Raw genomic sequence first — 16333 nt, 5'->3', positions numbered from 1 at the left:
CGGCCAGGTATGGCGTGTCAGTTCATCAGCACCACGCAGAGCGCGACCACGGCCACGCCCTGCAGCAGCGCGCGGGCGCCGATGATCGAGTCCCACTTGGCCTGCAGCGCAAGCCCGTTCGGGAGCGTGTGGCCCGCGTCGGTGGCCGCTGTCATCTGCCGGTTGATTGGCGCACTCACCCGGGTGTAGAGCACGAGCCAGGCCAGCAGCGGAGCCAGCGCGACGCCCGCCGCGATCGTCTGCGCCCAGTGCGAGGTGACCGCGGCCAGCACCGCGCTCGCAGCGGTGGCCATGACGCCGAGCACCCCGGGCACCGGCATGCGCCGGTCGGCGTACCGGTGCACGCGCCCCATCACGGCGACCAGGGCATCGTTGTCGACCGACGCCAAGGCCGGTCGCAGCGCGATCGCGCAGAACACGTCGGTGCCGTAGACCACCGCGCTACCCAGCACCGCGATCAGTGCCGCGGCGCGGGTGATGTCATCCAAAGCCATGTCACAGCTCCCCTCATTCGTAGGTGTTAGCAACGCTAACCCTCTGCGCTGCTCGCGTCAATAGCATTGCTAGCTTTTCTAGCTGTGATATCTTCGGGTATGCCTCCGGAGGATCGACGTGAGCGCGAGCGGGCCGCCCGTCGGCGGCTGATCGTCGGGACCGCGCGCCGGCTGGCCGAGTCGGAAGGCTGGGACGCCGTCACCACACGGCGGCTGTCCACTGAGATCGAGTACAGCCAGCCGGTGTTGTACAAGCACTTCACCGGCATGGAACAGATCGCCGACGCCGTCGCCCTCGACGGGTTTGCCGAACTCGCCGAGGTGATCCGGGCCGCCCACTCCGAGACCGGCGCTGCCGGTGACACCCTGACCCGGATCGCGCGCGCCTACCTTGACTTCGCCCGCGACAACCCGGCGGTCTACGACGCGATGTTCACCCGCGCGACCGGCCTGCGCTTCGCCGCCGAGGACACGCCGCCGGAGCTCATCGCGGCCTTCGCCGCGTTGCATCAAGCCGTCGGCATGGTCGCCGGCGGCCAGGACGCCGACACGCTCACCGAGGTGTTCTGGGCCGCGCTGCACGGGCTGGTCACCCTCGGCCGCACCGGACGACTGCGCCCTGAATTCGACTCGGAGCGTCTGGAACTGCTCGTCAACGAGTTCAGCCGCGGACGATGACCGGGGAGCTAGCCGGGCCGCGATCCCGGGGAGCGTCCCAGTAACTGCCGTACCGTGAAGCTGTGAAGAAGGTGACGGTCTCTGTCCCTGACGACGTCTACCGCGCTGCACGGATTCGAGCCGCAGAGCTCGGCACCTCCGTAAGCGCCCTCGTCGCGGATTATTTGAATTCGCTTTCTGAGCGGGCGGCCGAATTCTCCCGGCTCGAGGCAAAGCGGCGGACGGTCCAGGAAGAAATTCGCCGGTTCAGCGCACGCGATCGGCTGAGCCGGGACGCAGTCCACGACCGTGCGGTTCGTTGACACTGACGTCCTGCTCTACGCGATCTCACGCGATCCGAAAGAGTGGGAACAAGCGCAGCGTGCAAACGCGATCCTGGGCGACCGCGACCTTGCGGTGTCTGCGCCGTTCGACTGTTCTAGTCTTCCCCAGAACTGTTAGCCGCTAATGTTCCCAAAGGGTGCACACCGGGCATGAAAATGGCTCCCGGAGGATCTCCGGGAGCCATTTCACCTGGTAGCGGGGACAGGATTCGAACCTGCGACCTCTGGGTTATGAGCCCAGCGAGCTACCGAGCTGCTCCACCCCGCGTTGGTAAATGACAGGTTACCGAATTCGCGTCGCGGCGGCCAAATCGCGGCGTGACCAGCGGGTTTCTCAGCGGCGTACGCGCGCGGTCAGGGCGCCGAGGCACCGGAAGTCGCCCACGGGCTGCAGGCCGATCATCAAACGCCCGTCGACCAGCCACGCCGGCGTGCCGTCGACGCCGCGGTGCCGTGCCACCCACTCGGCCTGACCGACGGCCGCCACCGCGGTGCCGTCGGCCAGGGCGGCGTGCAGGCGGCGCACGTCGACGCCCGCCGCGAGGGCATGCCGGTCGATGACCTCCTGGTCGTCGATGTCCTCACCGAAAACGAACTGCGCGTCGAACACTCGGCGGTGCAATTCGGCGAAAGCGTCGGGCTGATGGAGCCGCGCCCACTCCGCGGCCGCCAGCGCCCGCCGACCGTGCGGTGTCCGCGTTGGCCAGCGCAACGGCATCTCCAGCGCCCGCGCATGCCGCTCGATCATCGCGTGCCTGGTTCCGGGTCCGACCTTCATCGGCAGGCCACCGGGCGGCATGCCCGGGTGCGCCTGAAACGGCAGCAGGACGACGTCGAATCCGGCCTCGGTGAGGAGGGCCGTCCGATGCTGCCCCAGATAGGAGAACGGGCACGCGAAGTCGTACCAGTGCAGCACCGTGCGCTCGTCGTAGTAGGGCTCACTCATCTTTTCCTCCCTGGCGCGCCGTGGATTCCCGGATCAGCGCTTCGGTGGCCCGCGTCAGCAGACCGGCGGCGTGGGTGGTGCAGCGCTGCAGATCGGGCTCGAGTTCGTTCAGGGTGCGGACCGCTGCGAAGCCCGCCGCACGGGCCTGGGGACCGGTCAGGGTGGACACCCCGGCGATCGCGAAGGTCGGCACGCCGTGCCGGTGGGCACGCCGGGACACACCAACGGGCGCCTTGCCGCGCAGCGATTGCACGTCGAGGGACCCCTCGCCGGTCACCACCACCTTGGCGCCGGCCAGGTTTCGGTCCAGGTCGATCAGTTCGAGGATCATCTCGATGCCGGGCCGCATGCGTGCGCCGAGCACCGACAGCGCCGCGAAGCCCACGCCGCCCGCGGCGCCGGCGCCGGGTTGATTGCGGCAGTCGGTGCCGGTCGCCCGGTCGACGAGATCCGCCCAGCGGGACAGGCCGCGGTCGAGCGCCGCGACCTGGTCGCCGTGGGCGCCCTTCTGGGGTCCGTAGACGATGGCCGCGCCGTGCGGTCCGCACAGTGGGCTGTCGACGTCGGCGGCGAGCGTGAAGGCGCTCTCGCCGATGGCCGGATGCAGCCCGCTGAGGTCGAGGCGAGCGGCCCGCGCCAGACCGAGACCCCCGGGCGGGATCGGGTTGCCTTGTTGGTCAAGGATTTCGGCTCCCAGCGCGACGAGCATGCCGGCGCCGCCATCGGTACTCGCGCTGCCGCCGACGGTGACGACGATGTCGCGGCAGCCGTCGTCGAGCGCGCGGCCGATCACACTGCCCAGCCCGTAGGTGGTGGCCGTCATCGGCGCCGGGGTCGCCGACGGCAGCCGCTGCAGACCGCAGACGTCGGCCAGCTCGATGACGGCGCGCGTGCCCCTGCGCGCGTAGGCGGTGCGCACCCCCGCACCGGTCGGTCCGCTGACATAGGCATCCATGCGCCGGAATCCGGCGGCCAGCACGGCGTCCAGGGTGCCCTCCCCGCCGTCGGCGACCGGGCAGGCGACCGTGGTCGCCTGTGGGTCGGCCCGCCGCACGCCCTGCGCCATGGCCCGCGCGGCCTCCTCCGCCCGCAACGAGCCCTTGAACTTGTCCGGCGCCAGCACGATGTGGCCGCCCATCACACGACCATCCAGCCGAGCCACGGAGTGCTCTGCAGGTAGACCAACAGACACATCAGCGCCAGCAAGAACATGCTCCACTTGAACACCTTGCGGAACAGGTCACCCTCCTTGCCCTTCATCTGCACCGCGGCGGTGGCGATGACGAGGCTCTGCGGCGAGAGCATCTTGCCGATCACGCCTCCCGACGAGTTCGCCGCCGCGAGCAGGGTCGGGCTGAGGCCGGCCGCATGCGCGGCGCTGACCTGCAGCACCCCGAAGAGCGAGTTGGAGGAGGTGTCCGAACCGGTGACGGTGACACCCAGCCAGCCGATGATCGGCGCGACGATCCCCAGCAGGCCGCCCGCGCCCGCGATCCACAGGCCCAGGGTGGTCGTCTCCCCCGACAGGTTGAGCAGGTAGGCGAGCGCCAGCACCAGGCCGACTGTGATTGCGGCGCTGCGCAATTGGACCGCCGCCTGGGCGTATGCCCGTACCGCCTGGCTCACCGAAGTGCGCAGCACCAGCATGGTGAGCAGACCGCTGACGAGAAGCAATGTGCCCGCGGCGGACAGGAAGTCGAGCTTGTAGATGGTCAGCGGGGAGGCCTTGTGCGCCGCGTTGGCGACGTGCAGGCCGGGCCAGGCGAAGCTGGTGCCGCCGTGCTTGAGCAGCGCGGTGAACGGCTTCCACATCGACAGCGTGAACATCACCGTGACCATCACGTACGGCGCGTAGGCCAGCAGGACGTCCTTGCGCGAGTCGACCACCTCCTCGCGCACCCCGCTGGCCGGGTGGGCGGTCAGCACGGAGACGTCCGAGCGGTCGTTGTGCGGGGCGGCGCCCAAAGGCGCTGTCAGGCTTCCGGATTCAGCGCTCAGCGCGACCTCCTCGGTCGCGGCCACCGGTGACGCCTTGGGGCGCCACACACGTAGCAGCAGCACGATGGAACCCGCGCTGATGATCGACCCGGCGATGTCGGTGAGCTCGACGGAAAAGAAGTTGGAACAGAAGAACTGGACGATCGCGTAGACGCCGCCGCCCATCGCGGCCGCCGGCCAGGCCTGCTTGAGGCCGGCGCGGCCGTCGACCATGAAGATCAGGATGAAGGGCACGATGCAGGCCAGGATCGGGGTCTGCCGGCCGACCATCGCGCCGAGCGTGTCCAGCGGCAGCCCGGTGACCCCCGACAGCGCGACGATCGGGATCCCGAGGGAGGCGAACGCCACCGGCGCGGTGTTGGCCACCAGCGCCACGGAGGCGGCCTTGAGCGGCGAAAAGCGCAGCGCCACCAACATCAGCGACGTGATGGCCACCGGCGTGCCGAAGCCGGCCAGGCCCTCGATGAGCGCGCCGAAGCAGAAGGCGACGATGACGGCCTGGACCCGGTGGTCGGGGGAGATCGAGGCCATGGACCGGCACAGCACGTCGCGGTGGCCGGTCTGCACGGTCAGGTTGTAGATCCAGATCGCGTTGAGCACCAACCACATGATCGGAAACATCCCGTAGGCGAACCCGAGCACCGCCGAGTCGGCGACCTGCGCCACGGGCATGTGATAGACCCCCCACGCGATCAGCGCCGCCGTGCCTACGCCGACCGCGGCGGCGATGGGCGCACGCAGCCGAAGCCCGCCGAGCAGGACGAACATGATGACCAACGGCAGCGCGGCGACGGCCGCGCTCCAGGCGAGGGAATGGGCGACGGGGGTGAAGTCGGGCTGAAACATCTAGAGCACCGCCCCGGGGTTGAGGATGTTCTGCGGATCGAGGGCCCGCTTGATGCGGCGGGTCAGTTCCATCACGTCGGGGCCCACCTGGTCCGGCAGCCACGCCTTTTTGAGCCGGCCCACGCCGTGCTCACCGGTGATGGTGCCGCCAAGTTCGATTGCCAGCTGCATGATTTCGCCGAACGCGAGATGCGCGCGACGCGACTGGTCTGCATCGGCCGGGTCGTGCACGATCAGCGGATGGGTGTTGCCGTCGCCGGCGTGCGCGATCACCGCGCAGACGATGTCGCGCTCCTTGGCGATGGCCTCGATGCCCTCGACGAGCGTGGGCAGCGCCGGCAGTGGCACGCCGACGTCCTCGAGCAGCAGGTCGCCAAGCCGCTCGACGGCCGGGATGGCGAACCGTCGCGCCGCGGTGAACGCCTCGCCTTCCGCGGCGTCGTCGGTGGCGAACACGTCGGTGGCATGGGCGCGTTCGAAAACCCCTGCCATGAAGGCGGTTTCGGCCTCCCGATCGCCGGGTGAGTCGGACTGGGCGATGATCATCGCGCGCGCCCCGAGATCCAGGCCCATCCTGAGGTGGCTTTCGACCGCGGAAATCGCGGTTTGGTCCATGAATTCGAGCATCGCGGGTCGCATGACGCGCGTGATGTTGCAGACCGCCTCGGTGGCGTCGCGCACCGTGGCGAACGAGGCGACGATGGTGCTGGCGGGCGGCTGCGGTGGCAGCAACCGCAGCGTCAGCTCGGTGATGACGCCGAGCGTTCCCTCGCTGCCCACGAACAGCTTGGTCAGCGAAAGACCTGCCGAGTCTTTGAGGCGCGGACCACCGAGGCGCACCACGCTCCCGTCGGCCAGTACGACTTCAAGGCCGAGGATGTAATCGGTGGTGACGCCGTACTTCACGCAGCACAGCCCGCCCGCGTTGGTCGCGGCGTTGCCGCCGATGGAACAGAATTCGAAGGACGACGGATCGGGCGGATACCACAGGCCGTGCTCGGCCACCGCGCGTTTCACCTCGGCGTTGAGGAGCCCCGGCTGTACCACGGCGGTGCGTGTCACCGGGTCGACGTCGATCTGGCGCATCAGCTCGGTGGTCAGCACGATGCCCCCGTCGACCGCCGTGGCGCCGCCGGACAGACCGGAACCGGCACCGCGCGGCACCACCGGCACCCCGGCCGCGGCGGCCCAGCGCATCACCGCCCGGACGTCCTCGGTGCTTCTGGCCCGCACCACCGCCAGCGGGCGCCCGGCGCCGGGATCCTTGGCCCGGTCCTGCCGGTAGCCCTCGGTCACGTCCGGGTCGGTGAGCACAACCACGTTCGGGATGCTGGTGACGAGGTCGCGTTCGTCGAGTGCCGTCATTGGCGAGTTCCATTTCGTATATCGGAATTGCTATTTCGTTCAAGCCACGGTGGCACGGCTCACGTTTGACTGTCAAAGGAAACCCCCGTTGTCAGTAGAGCTTTGGCTCAAGTACACGGCCCGTGACCAGGCTTCGCGCGAAAAGACCGGCGGTACCGGTTGACAAGGTGCGGGGACAGCGCCTTCACTGATTCCGTAATTTGAATACTTTATTTCGTATTGCGGAAGGACGGCGCGGTGTCTGTGACCTACACGGTGAACTGTTCGATCCTGTTCACCGAGCTGCCCCTGCTCAAGCGGCCGGCCGCGGCCCGGGAGGCGGGCTTCGAGGCGGTGGAGTTCTGGTGGCCCTTCGCCGAGCCCGCACCGCCGGACGGTGACGTGGACACGTTCGTTCGCGCCATCGGGAACGCCGGAGTCCAGCTGAGCGGTCTGAACTTCGCGGCGGGAGATATGGCCGGCGGCGACCGGGGCATCCTGTCCGACCCCGGGTCGGTCACCGCCTTCCGGGACAGCGTCGACGTCGCGGTCGACATCGCAAAGACGCTGGGCGCCAAGGCCTTCAATGCGCTCTACGGCAACCGGATCGAGGGCCAGGCGCCGGCGGCCCAGGACGACGTGGCGGCCGAGAACCTCGCCTACGCCGCCCAGGCCGCCCAGCGCATCGGCGCGACGGTGCTGATCGAGCCGGTCAGCGGCGCGCCCCGCTACCCGATCAGGACCGCGGCGGATGCCATCCGGGTCATCGACCGGGTGCGCAGCCGGTCGGGGTACGACAACCTGCGGCTGCTGGCCGATCTCTACCACCTGCACGTCAACGGCGACGACGTGGCCGCCGCGCTGCATGCGCATGCCGACCGGGTGGGTCACGTCCAGATCGCGGACGCTCCGGGTCGCGGGGAGCCGGGGACCGGCGAGATCGTGCTCGCCAGTGATCTTGGGATCCTGCTCGACCACGGGTACGGCGGGTACATCGGTTTGGAATACAAGCCCAGCCGCCCCGACACCTTCGACTGGCTGCCGGCGGCCGAGCGGGGCCGCGGCGGCGTCAACATCGAATCCCTTGCGGCACTTGTCGAAACGAGGAGTCAATGAGCACCATCGCTTTCATCGGCCTGGGCATCATGGGCAGCCCCATGGCATGCCACCTGGCTCGGGCCGGGCACACCGTCGTCGGCTACAACCGCTCGCCCGAGCGCACCGCCGCGCTGGTCGAGGCGGGCGGGGTGGCGGCCGCGTCGATCGAGGAGGCGGTCAAGGATGCCGACGTGGTGGCCGTCATGGTCCCGGACTCCCCCGACGTGCACGACGTATTGGCCTCGGACGGCGGCGTTTTCGCGCACGCCCAGCCCGAGACCTTGGTGATCGACTTCTCCTCGATCCGCCCCGACGTCACCGGTGAGCTGGCGCGCGAGGCGACCCGCCGGGGCTTGCGCCTCGTCGACGCCCCGGTCTCCGGCGGGGAGGCCGGCGCCAAGAACGCGTCGCTGTCGATCATGGTCGGGGGCACCGAGCGCGATTTCGCCGAAGCCAAGCCGGTTTTGGAGGTGGTCGGCAAGACGATCGTCCACGTCGGCCCGAACGGGGCGGGACAGACCGTCAAGGCCGCCAATCAACTGATCGTGGCGGGCAACATCGAACTGCTCGCCGAGGCGATCACGTTCCTGCGGGCCTACGGGGTGGACCTGGACGCGGCGGTCACGGTGCTGGGCGGCGGTCTGGCCGGCTCGGCGGTGCTGGATCAGAAGGCCGCGAAGATGCTGGCCCGCGACTTCGACCCCGGCTTCCGGATCGAGCTGCACCACAAGGACATGGGGATCGTGACCAGCGCGGCCCGCGAGGCCGACGTCGTCATCCCGCTGGGCGCCGTGGTCGCGCAACTGATGGCGTCCGCGCTCGCCAACGGCGACGGGGCCCTCGACCACTCCGGCCTGCTGCTGGGCGTCGAGCGGCTTTCGGGCCGCGGGGAAAGCTAGCGCGATGACGCGGATGCGCACGGTCGACGCGGCCGTCAGGATTCTGGAAATCGAGGGCGCCACACAGGCTTTCGGCCTGCCCGGGGCGGCGATCAACCCGTTCTACTCGGCGATGCGTGCCCACGGCGGGATCAGGCACGTGCTGGCCCGCCACGTCGAGGCCGCCAGCCACATGGCCGAGGGCTATACCCGGGCAGCGCCCGGCAACATCGGGGTCTGCGTCGGCACCTCCGGCCCGGCCGGCACCGACATGATCACCGGATTGTATTCGGCCAGCGCGGATTCCATTCCGATCCTGGCGATCACCGGGCAGGCGCCGGTGAACAGGCTGCACAAGGAGGACTTCCAGGCCGTCGACATCGCGGCGATAGCGGCGCCGGTGACCAAGATGGCGATGACGGTGCTGGAGCCCGGGCAGGTGCCCGGCGCGTTCGCCCAGGCGTTTCACCTGATGCGCTCCGGGCGGCCGGGACCCGTGCTGATCGACCTGCCCATCGACGTTCAGCTGGCCGAGATCGACTTCGACCCAATGGCTTACGCCCCGCTGCCGGTCTACAAACCCGCCGCGGGCCCGGCGCAGATCAACAAGGCGCTCGACATGCTGCAGACGGCGCAGCGGCCACTCATCGTCGCCGGTGGCGGCATCATCAACGCCGACGCTTGCGACCTGCTCGTCGAGCTGGCCGAGGTGCTGAACATCCCCGTGGTGCCGACGCTGATGGGGTGGGGCGCGATTCCCGACGACCATCCGCTGGCCGCCGGGATGGTCGGCCTGCAGACCGCGCATCGCTACGGCAATGCCACCATGCTCGAATCCGATTTCGTGTTCGGGATCGGAAACCGTTGGGCCAACCGCCACACCGGCGGGCTCGACACCTACCGCCGCGGCCGTCGGTTCGTGCACATCGACATCGAGCCCACCCAGATCGGCCGCGTGTTCGCGCCGGACCTCGGCATCGTGTCCGACGCGAGGGCCGCGCTGGAGCTACTGGTGGCACTCGGGACGGCGCGCGCCGCTGCGGGAACGCTGCCGGACTGGAGCGACTGGGTCCGGGCTTGCCAGCTTCGCAAGAAGACGCTGCACCGCAAGACCCACTTCGACGACGTGCCGATCAAGCCGCAACGCGTCTACGAGGAAATGAACCGCGCCTTCGGGCGCAATGCCCGCTACGTCACCGCGATTGGGCTCTCGCAGATCGCCGGCGGCCAGTTTCTGAACGTGTTCGAGCCCCGCCACTGGATCAACTGCGGCCAGGCCGGGCCGCTCGGCTGGACGGTGCCCGCCGCCCTGGGCGTGGTCACCGCCGACCCCACCGCCACGGTGGTCGGCTTGTCGGGCGACTACGACTTCCAATTCCTCATCGAAGAACTCGCCGTCGGCGCGCAATTCAACCTGCCCTACGTGCACGTCGTGGTGAACAACTCCTACCTCGGGCTCATCCGGCAGGCCCAGCTGAACTTCGACATGGACTACTGCGTCTCGCTGGCCTTCGACAACATCAACGCCCAGGAATCCGGCGACGCCGACCTGCCCAAGGGATACGGCGTCGACCATCGGAGTGTGGTGGAAGGACTGGGCTGCAAGGCCATTCAGGTCACCGAGCCGTCCGACATCGGTCCGGCGCTGGGCCGGGCACAACAACTGGCGCGCGAACACAAGGTTCCCGTCGTGGTGGAGGTCTTCCTGGAACGGGTCACCAACATCGCGATGGGCACCGAGATCGACAACGTCACCGAATACAACGAGCTCGCGACGCTGCCCTCCGACTGACCGGCCGGGCCGCTTGCTGCCGGCGTCAATTTCGTGATACGAAAAAGCGCAGGCGGGATGACGGGCCCTCGGGGCTGGATCGGAAGCGGTGATGGCTCGCGGGACCCACGGAAGCCCGAGCACGGGCGGCGTTCAGTCGGTCGAGCGGGCATTCGAGCTGCTGGAGATCCTGGCGACCATGGGCGGGACGGGCGCGCTCGGCGACCTGGCGGCGCGCGCCGACCTGCCGGCGCCGACGATCCACCGCCTCGCGCGCACCCTGCTGGGCATGGGTTACCTGCGGCAGCTGCCCAACCGGCATTATTCGTTGGGGCCCAGGTTGATCCGTCTCGGCGAGAGCGCGGCGCAACTGGTCGGCACCTGGTCGCGGCCGCATCTGGTCGAATTGGTGGAGCGCACCGGCGAGACGGCGAACATGGCGCTGATGGACAACGACATGGCCGTGTACGTGGCCCAGGTGCCCTCGCCGCACTCGATGCGGATGTTCACCGAGGTCGGCCGCCGCGTCTACCCGCATTGCACCGGCGTGGGCAAGGCGCTGCTGATGCAGCTGCCCAACGACGCGGTGCGCGCCCTGGTGTCGCGGACCGGGATGCCCGCGCCGACCGAGAACTCGCACACGACCCCCGAGGAGCTGCTCGCCGACATCGAGCTGTGCCGCTCGCGGGGCTACGCCGTCGACGAGGGCGAGCAGGAGGTCGGGGTGCGCTGCTTCGCGGTGCCGGTGCCCGACGCACCGTCACTGACGGCGATCTCGATCTCGGGTCCCGCGGCCCGGGTCACGCTGAAGTCGGCCACCGAGGTCACCCCGCTGCTCAAGCGGGTCGCCCGCGACATCGCCTCGGAGTTCGACAAGGAGGCGGCAGGCTAGCCGCCGCGAGCCGCACCGGCCTGGCGCCGGGCCCACCGCTTGGCCCACCTGCCCAGCGGCTCATAGGCCGCCAACAAGCTGCGGCCCTCGTCGGAGAGCCGGTAGCCGTCGGAGCCTTTGCCGACGATGCCCGCGTCACGCAGCTCGCGCAGCCTGCTGTTGAGCGCGCTGGCCGACACGCCGCCACAGCGTTGCTGGAGTTGGCGAAACGTCAGTTCGTCGGCGCGCAATTCCCAGATGACCCGCATCGCCCACCGGCGCCCCAGCAAGTCCAGCAGGGCCATGATCGGTTCCTTCGAGCTTTCGGACACGCCCAGCAGCGTAGCTTCCCCGGCCCTCTTGCGCTCTGATTTCCGGAGCGCTATCGTGGTGCTTCGATAATCAGAGCGCGGAGGTGGGTCGTGTCGCGTCGAGTCCGGATCGCTCCGTTGGAGCCTCCCTACGAGCCCGACATCGAGCGGTTTCTCGCCAAGTGGATGCCGCCCGGTTCGGCGGTGGCGCCGCTGGCGTTGTTTCGCACCCTGGCGGTTCACGAGGAGCTCGCGGCGCGGATGCGTCCGCTGGGCGCGGGCATCCTGGGCAGCCGCGTTGTGGCGCCGCGGACGCGCGAGGTACTGATCGCGCGGACGTGTGCGCTCTGTGGCGCCGAGTACGAATGGGGCGTCCACGCCGCCGCCTTCGGTAAGCCGCTCGGCCTGACCGACGAGCAGCTGTTTTCCACCGTGCACGGCGGACCGGACGACGCCTGTTGGAATGCCCAGCAGCGCAACATCATCCGCCTCGCCGATGATCTGCACCACACCAGCGCCATCTCCGACCAGCTGTTCGGCGACCTGCGCGCCGACTTCGACGACCGACAGATCCTCGAACTGACCGCCACGGCCGGCTGGTATCACACCATCGCCTACCTCATCGGCGTCGCCGGCGTCGCGGCCGAACCGTGGGCGCCGCGTTTCCCCTCAGTGTGAGGGCGGGTTCAGCCCGTATCGCCGCGCGACGTCATCCATCCAGTCCGGCGACCCGTAGGTCAGCCCGTATTTGTCCGCCAGCTCGCCGAATTCGGGCAGCTCGTGCAGGACCTTGCCGACCGGGTCATTCGCGTGCTCGATGAGCAGCTCACCCAGCTCGCGGAAGTAGTTCTCGAATCCGCCGGGGGTGATGATCTCGATGATGCGGCCGGGCTCGCCGCCGGCGTTCCACATCGCGTGCATCTGCCCGCGCGGCTTGGTGATGTAGCCGCCCGGGCCGAGGACCACTTCGCTGTCGTCGGAGCGGAAACCGATCTCGCCCGCCAACACGATCGAGTGCTCGTCTTCGCGGGTGTGCCGGTGCGCCGCGGTCAGCAGGCCGACCTCGAACGGGTGCTCGACGATGGAGACCTCGCCCGCGTTGGTCTTGCCGGACAGCTTGAACACCGCACCGAAACCGGGCAGGGCCACGTAATCCCCTTCGCCCGGCTGCACGACCGTGACCCCGAATTCACCCGCACCGGCCATCTGACCCACCTCCCGGACCTGTTATACCGGCTTCCGACTTGTGCGGCCACGCCTCTTGTTTCGCGCCCCGTCACGGTCCAGGCGACGGAATGGTTCGCCGCACCGCTAGCCGACCGCGGCCAATCCGGTCGTCGGGACCTCTTGAGGCGGCCACAGCGGCTCCGATACCTCGACGCCGAACGGGGCATCCCAGCGGTTGCGGGACGAAACCTCTTGCACGGGGCGACGATTGGCCGCCACGCCCCACTTGCCCAGCGGGTAGCCGAGGGTCAGCATGGCCGACATCTTCCAGCCCTCCTCGACGGGCACGCCCAGCATCTCGTTCACCTTGTCCCGGAAGTTGTTGAGCACCATCGTCATGACGCCGCCGACGCCCTCGGCCCGGGCGGCGAGCAGGATGCTCCAGATCGCGGGGTAGATGTTGGCGCCGCCGAGGTCGTCGATCGCGAACACGAAGAGCAGCAGGGGAACTTCGTCGAAGTGGTCGGCCAGATAGTTCCCCGAGCCCTTGATCCGGCGCATCGTTTCGGCGTGCGCCGCCAGGTCGGCACCGGGTCCCGGCACGACCATCGGTCCCTGCCCCGTCTGGAACTTCTCGTACTCGAGGGCGCGGGCCTGCCGGAACAGTTCGCCGAACTGGTGGATGAGTTGTGGATCGTCGACGGCCACGAAGTGCCAGCGTTGGGTGTTGCCGCCGTTGGGTGCCCGGACGGCCGCATCGAGGATGCGGGCCTGCACGTCCAGCGGGACCGGGTCCGGCCGTAACCGCCGCATCATCCTGGTGGTGTACAGCGCCTCATGGATCTCCATTTGCCCGCTCCCTTCCATTATTCGGGCCAGTTGCTGCCGAGAATGAAGTCGACCATGTTTCCCGGTTTGAACGTGGGGTCGAAGTGCACCAGCACGTCGGCGTTCATCGTCCCGAAAGTCGTGTCGGGGCGATGCTTCATGCCTTCGTTGAAGGCCGCCAGGATGCGGTTCTTGAAGTCGGGACGCGGGTGGGCGGCGGTCACCGCGTCGACCGCTTCCGGGTCCAGGGCCTCGAGGCCGACGCCGACCACGTCGGTCTTGACACCGGCTGCCAGCAAGGCGGTTTCGGGGTCGAGGCGCGCGGGAACCTCGGGCGTCGAGTGCAGGGCGATGCCGAGCCACACCTTGTCGGCGTCCGCCTGTCCGACGCCGTGCTCGAGCAGGAACTCGCGCGCCGCGTCGGCGCCGTCCATCTCGAAGCGCTGGGTCGACGTCCGGTAGCGCGCGGTGAGGCCCAGGTCGTGGAACATCGCCGCGACGTAGAGCAGTTCCGGGTCCGGCGCCAGGCCGACCCGGAGCCCGTGCAGCGCGCCGAACAGAAAGACCCGCCGGGAATGGTGGAACAGCACGTCGTCCTCGGCGCCGCGGATGAAGTCGGTCGCGTCCCGGACGAGTGCCGTGTCGGGGATGACGATGCCGGCTATGGTCTCGATGGACTGGATTGCCATGATCGCTTCTCCTTCGTGGACTATGTCCATCTTCCGGCGCCGCGTGGCCATGCACCGGTGCCGCTCGGGCCGTCTTTCCCACAGAATCCGACACGCGTCGGGGACTCGACCCGCGGTGGCGCGCAACAGCGGTTCGGCGTAGGGGTCACCGATGGCCCGACACGCCCGACAAATGGCCGCGGCCCCGGGTGTCCTTATCTCGTTGCGTACATGCGCTTTCGGGGTCTGGCGATCATCTGCAGCATCGTGGACGGATGGAACAGCTCGGCGCGATGGCTGACCATGTTCATCATCCGCAGGAATTTCTGGATCACTACCGGCTCGGTCTCCGCGGCGGACAGTACGTGGTCCAGGAATGAGAAGTGGCGCCTATTCGGGCCAGGTGTTGCCCAGGATGATGTCGACGAAGTTGTCGCGCACGAACTTCGGGTCGAAGTGCGCCAACACATCGGCGTTGACCGTGCCGAACGTGCTGTGCGGGCGGTGCTTCATGCCGTCGTTGAAGGCGGCGAGGATTCGCCGCTTGAAGTCCGGCCGGGGATGGGCGGCGGTAACGGCGGCGAGGGCTTCGGGCGAGAGGTCCTCGCGGCCGATGCCCAGGACGTCCGTCTCGACACCCGCTGTGACCAAGGCGATTTCGGGTTCGAGGAACTCGGGTATGCCGGGCGTCGTGTGCAGGGCGATGCCCAGCCACACCTTGTGGGCGTCGGCTTCGTCGACGCCGCGCTGCAGCAGGAAATCGCGCGCCGCGTTGGCGCCGTCCACCTCGAAGCGCCGGGCGGACGTGCGGTAGCGCTCGGTGAGGCCGATGTCGTGAAACATCGCCCCTGCGTAGAGGAGCTCCAGGTCCGGTTGCAGCCCGCGGCGGCGGCCCTGCAGCGCTCCGAACAGGAACACCCGGCGGGAATGGTCGAAGAGCAGATCGTTCTCTGCGTCGCGGATGTACTCGGTGATCTCCCGCACCAGCGGGGTGTTCGGTACGACGACGTCGGCGATGGTTTCCGTCGGCTGAGTAATCATGCAGCCAGTATGCTGGTGCGAGGCCCGGTCCACCCATGGCGATTGAGCCGTCTTTACCCCAGATTGCGACAATGAGGCCGTGGCGCAAGCCGGCGTGCGGTCGCGGATCGTGGTGATCGTCGTCTTCGACGACGTGACGATGCTGGACGTCGCGGGAGCCGGCGAGGTCTTCGCGGAGGCCAACCGCTTCGGCGCCGACTACGAGCTGAAGATCGCGTCGGTGGACGGCCACGATGTCACGACCTCGATCGGCACCCGGTTGGGCGTCACGGACGCGCTTTCGTCGATCGAGTCGGCGGACATCATCATGGTCGCCGGGAGCGACAACCTGCCTCGGCGGGCGATCGATCCCGCGCTTGTCGACGCGGTCAAGTCGGCCGCACAGCGCACACGGCGCCTGGCGTCGATCTGCACGGGGTCGTTCATCCTCGCGCAGGCCGGCCTGCTCAACGGCCGGCGCGCCACCACGCATTGGCACGAAGCCCGGTTGTTCGCCCGGGCCTTTCCCGACGTCGCCGTCGAGCCGGACGCGCTTTTCGTCCGCGACGGCGACGTCTTCACCTCGGCCGGGGTGTCGTCGGGCATCGACCTGGCGCTGGCGCTCGTCGAAATGGATCACGGCACGGAGCTGGTCCGCGACGTGGCCCGGTGGCTGGTCGTTTATCTCAAGCGCGCGGGCGGTCAGTCGCAATTCTCGACGCTGGTCGAGGCCGAGCCCCCGCCACAGTCCCCGCTGCGCAAGGTCACCGCGGCGATCTCGGCCGACCCGGCGGCCGACCACAGCGTGAAAACGCTTGCCGCGCAGGCCTCCTTGAGCACACGGCAGCTGACCCGGCTGTTCCAGTCCGAGCTCGGCACGACGCCGGCCCGCTACGTCGAAATGGTGCGCATCGACGCCGCCCGCGCCGCGCTCGACGCCGGCCGCACCGTCGCCGACACGGCGCGCATGGCCGGGTTCGGCAGCCCCGAAACCCTGCGGCGCGTGTTCGTCGACCATCTCGGCGTCTCGCCGAAGGCCTATCGGGACAGATTCCGCACCGCGTCCCGCGGCTGAATCGGCGGGGCATAGTG

At 68.9% G+C, this 16333-nt stretch carries 18 protein-coding genes and 1 tRNA gene; 8 read left to right on the top strand and 11 right to left on the bottom strand.

Annotated elements, in window-relative coordinates:
• Nucleotides 1–17: 17 nt before the first annotated feature.
• Nucleotides 18–494 (bottom strand): DUF1772 domain-containing protein, encoded by a 477-nt coding sequence (locus A5696_RS22060; RefSeq protein WP_067883109.1) that lies wholly within the window; start codon nt 492–494, stop codon nt 18–20.
• Nucleotides 495–593: 99 nt separating this feature from the next.
• Here A5696_RS22060 and A5696_RS22055 point away from each other — a divergent pair, with 99 nt between their 5' ends.
• Nucleotides 594–1172, top strand: coding sequence for a TetR/AcrR family transcriptional regulator (locus A5696_RS22055; RefSeq protein ID WP_067883108.1), 579 nt, complete (start codon nt 594–596; stop codon nt 1170–1172).
• A gap of 62 nt (nt 1173–1234) precedes the next feature.
• The gene (locus A5696_RS27770) at nt 1235–1474 is read left to right on the top strand and encodes a DUF6364 family protein (protein WP_156738539.1); all 240 of its coding nucleotides are present in this window, start codon (nt 1235–1237) and stop codon (nt 1472–1474) included.
• Between the two features lie 212 nt (nt 1475–1686).
• Here A5696_RS27770 and A5696_RS22050 read toward each other — a convergent pair.
• From A5696_RS22050 to A5696_RS22030, 5 genes are all read right to left on the bottom strand, one after another.
• Nucleotides 1687–1763: transfer RNA gene (locus tag A5696_RS22050), tRNA-Met, on the bottom strand.
• 66 nt (nt 1764–1829) lie between these two features.
• Nucleotides 1830–2441, bottom strand: a complete 612-nt coding sequence (locus A5696_RS22045) for a DsbA family protein (protein ID WP_067883107.1) — start codon at nt 2439–2441, stop codon at nt 1830–1832.
• Nucleotides 2434–3579: a glycerate kinase gene (locus A5696_RS22040; protein WP_067883106.1), complete on the bottom strand. Its 1146-nt coding sequence runs from the start codon at nt 3577–3579 to the stop codon at nt 2434–2436. Before A5696_RS22040 ends, A5696_RS22045 begins: the two co-directional genes overlap by 8 nt.
• Entirely contained in the window at nt 3579–5285 is a 1707-nt protein-coding gene (locus A5696_RS22035; RefSeq protein WP_067883105.1) for an L-lactate permease, read from the bottom strand. The genes A5696_RS22040 and A5696_RS22035 overlap by 1 nt, the downstream gene beginning before the upstream one ends.
• The gene (locus A5696_RS22030) at nt 5286–6650 is read right to left on the bottom strand and encodes an FAD-binding oxidoreductase (RefSeq protein WP_067883104.1); all 1365 of its coding nucleotides are present in this window, start codon (nt 6648–6650) and stop codon (nt 5286–5288) included. It lies immediately after the preceding gene.
• Between the two features lie 237 nt (nt 6651–6887).
• Between A5696_RS22030 and A5696_RS22025 the strand changes: the two genes are divergently transcribed.
• The 4 genes from A5696_RS22025 to A5696_RS22010 all read left to right on the top strand — a co-directional run bounded on the left by A5696_RS22025 (nt 6888) and on the right by A5696_RS22010 (nt 11268).
• On the top strand, nt 6888–7745 hold the full coding sequence (locus tag A5696_RS22025) for a hydroxypyruvate isomerase family protein (RefSeq protein WP_067883160.1): 858 nt from the start codon (nt 6888–6890) through the stop codon (nt 7743–7745).
• Nucleotides 7742–8626: a 2-hydroxy-3-oxopropionate reductase gene (locus A5696_RS22020; RefSeq protein ID WP_067883103.1), complete on the top strand. Its 885-nt coding sequence runs from the start codon at nt 7742–7744 to the stop codon at nt 8624–8626. Before A5696_RS22025 ends, A5696_RS22020 begins: the two co-directional genes overlap by 4 nt.
• 4 nt (nt 8627–8630) lie before the next feature.
• Nucleotides 8631–10397 carry a glyoxylate carboligase gene (gene gcl, locus A5696_RS22015; RefSeq protein ID WP_067883102.1) on the top strand — a complete coding sequence of 589 codons (1767 nt, stop codon included), beginning with the start codon at nt 8631–8633 and terminating at the stop codon, nt 10395–10397.
• Nucleotides 10398–10488: 91 nt separating this feature from the next.
• Nucleotides 10489–11268 (top strand): IclR family transcriptional regulator, encoded by a 780-nt coding sequence (locus tag A5696_RS22010; RefSeq protein ID WP_067883101.1) that lies wholly within the window; start codon nt 10489–10491, stop codon nt 11266–11268.
• On the opposite strand, the gene A5696_RS22005 is transcribed toward A5696_RS22010, so the two are convergent.
• Entirely contained in the window at nt 11265–11579 is a 315-nt protein-coding gene (locus A5696_RS22005) for a helix-turn-helix domain-containing protein (protein WP_231964550.1), read from the bottom strand. The two genes, A5696_RS22010 and A5696_RS22005, sit on opposite strands and share 4 nt — an antisense overlap.
• Before the next feature lie 90 nt (nt 11580–11669).
• Here A5696_RS22005 and A5696_RS22000 point away from each other — a divergent pair, with 90 nt between their 5' ends.
• Nucleotides 11670–12236 (top strand): carboxymuconolactone decarboxylase family protein, encoded by a 567-nt coding sequence (locus A5696_RS22000; RefSeq protein ID WP_067883100.1) that lies wholly within the window; start codon nt 11670–11672, stop codon nt 12234–12236.
• Here A5696_RS22000 and A5696_RS21995 read toward each other — a convergent pair.
• The 4 genes from A5696_RS21995 to A5696_RS21980 form a co-directional block, all read right to left on the bottom strand.
• A complete protein-coding gene (locus A5696_RS21995) occupies nt 12228–12764 on the bottom strand; it encodes a cupin domain-containing protein (RefSeq protein ID WP_067883099.1) in 537 nt (178 codons plus the stop codon). The genes A5696_RS22000 and A5696_RS21995 overlap by 9 nt on opposite strands.
• Nucleotides 12765–12869: 105 nt before the next feature.
• The gene (locus A5696_RS21990; protein ID WP_067883158.1) at nt 12870–13574 is read right to left on the bottom strand and encodes a nitroreductase family protein; all 705 of its coding nucleotides are present in this window, start codon (nt 13572–13574) and stop codon (nt 12870–12872) included.
• A gap of 17 nt (nt 13575–13591) precedes the next feature.
• The gene (locus A5696_RS21985) at nt 13592–14242 is read right to left on the bottom strand and encodes an HD domain-containing protein (RefSeq protein WP_067883157.1); all 651 of its coding nucleotides are present in this window, start codon (nt 14240–14242) and stop codon (nt 13592–13594) included.
• 369 nt (nt 14243–14611) lie between these two features.
• A complete protein-coding gene (locus tag A5696_RS21980; RefSeq protein ID WP_067883098.1) occupies nt 14612–15262 on the bottom strand; it encodes an HD domain-containing protein in 651 nt (216 codons plus the stop codon).
• 79 nt (nt 15263–15341) lie between these two features.
• On the opposite strand from A5696_RS21980, the gene A5696_RS21975 reads away from it, so the two are divergent.
• On the top strand, nt 15342–16316 hold the full coding sequence (locus tag A5696_RS21975; RefSeq protein WP_197517050.1) for a GlxA family transcriptional regulator: 975 nt from the start codon (nt 15342–15344) through the stop codon (nt 16314–16316).
• Nucleotides 16317–16333 lie beyond the last annotated feature (17 nt).

The organism is Mycobacterium sp. E2699, from assembly GCF_001666745.1.
GTDB lineage: Bacteria > Actinomycetota > Actinomycetes > Mycobacteriales > Mycobacteriaceae > Mycobacterium.
This window is presented reverse-complemented; position numbering and strand designations above follow the sequence as displayed.